The organism is Budvicia aquatica DSM 5075 = ATCC 35567, assembly GCF_000427805.1.
Taxonomy (GTDB): domain Bacteria; phylum Pseudomonadota; class Gammaproteobacteria; order Enterobacterales; family Enterobacteriaceae; genus Budvicia; species Budvicia aquatica.
The window spans coordinates 1-1,221 of record NZ_ATYS01000128.1; the positions used below are offsets into that span (position 1 = coordinate 1).

Consider the following 1,221-nt stretch of genomic DNA (forward strand, 5'->3'; position numbering starts at 1 on the left):
TGTAGATTCAATTGGTCAATGCAACAACCATGTGAAAACATGTAGTTGCGGAGGATCGTTGGATGAAGCGTACATTTACAACAAAGGAAAAAGCGTTTGTTTTTGATCTGTGGAAGAGTGGTACCGGCTTTAGTGAGATAGCTAAAATTCTGGATTCAAAACCTGGAACGATTTTCACTATGTTAAGAGATACAGGTGGCATAAAGCCCAATGAGCGCAAGCGGGCTGTAGCTCACCTGACTCTGTCCGAGCGCGAGGAAATACGAGCCGGTCTGTCAGCCAAAATGAGCATTCGTGCGATCGCTACGGTACTGAATCGTGCGCCTTCGACGATCTCACGGGAAGTTCAGCGTAATCGTGGCAGGCGCTATTACAAAGCTGTTGATGCTAATAATCGAGCCAACAGGATGGCTAAAAGACCAAAACCGTGCTTGCTAGATCAGAATGTGCAGCTGCGAGAGCTTGTTCTGGAAAAGCTGGAGTTGAAGTGGTCTCCAGAGCAAATATCAGGATGGTTGAGGCGAGCAAAGGCGCGTCAAAAAACGCTGCGAATATCACCTGAGACAATTTATAAGACGCTGTACTTTCGTTGTCGTGAAGCGCTACACCACCTGAATGTTAAGCATCTGCGCCGTTCACACAGCCTTCGGCACGGCAGACGCCATACCCGTAAAGGGGAAAGAGGAACAATCAATATCGTGAATGGAACGCCAATTCATGAACGTTCCCGACATATCGATAACAGGCGTTCTTTGGGGCACTGGGAGGGGGATTTAGTCTCAGGAACAAAGAATTCTCATATCGCCACTCTTGTAGACCGGAAATCACGGTATACGATAATTCTCAGATTGAAGGGAAAAGATGCTGTCTCGGTTAATCAGGCTCTCACAGATAAATTCCAGAGCTTGCCGCCTGAACTCCGGCAATCACTGACATGGGACAGAGGGATGGAGCTGGCCAGGCATCTGGAATTTACCAGCAGCACTGGAGTGAAAGTTTACTTCTGCGATCCTCAGAGCCCCTGGCAACGGGGAACAAACGAGAACACTAATGGGCTCATCCGACAGTACTTTCCCAAAAAGACATGTCTTGCTCAATATACTCAATATGATCTGGATCAGGTTGCAGCCCAACTAAACAATAGGCCGAGAAAGACACTGAAGTTCAAAACACCGAAAGAGATAATTGAAAAGAGTGTTGCGTTGACAGGTTGAATCTACA

At 47.1% G+C, this 1,221-nt stretch carries 1 protein-coding gene; it reads left to right on the plus strand.

Annotated elements, in window-relative coordinates; genetic code table 11:
• Window positions 1–62: 62 nt before the first annotated feature.
• Entirely contained in the window at window positions 63–1,214 is a 1,152-nt protein-coding gene (locus tag YWE_RS0120950) for an IS30 family transposase (RefSeq protein WP_029096213.1), read from the plus strand.
• Window positions 1,215–1,221: the final 7 nt, after the last annotated feature.

Excerpts from the sequence above, each read along its gene's own strand:
- YWE_RS0120950 (WP_029096213.1), top strand. The coding sequence starts at position 63 with ATGAAGCGTACATTTACAACAAAGGAAAAAGCGTTTGTTTTTGATCTG.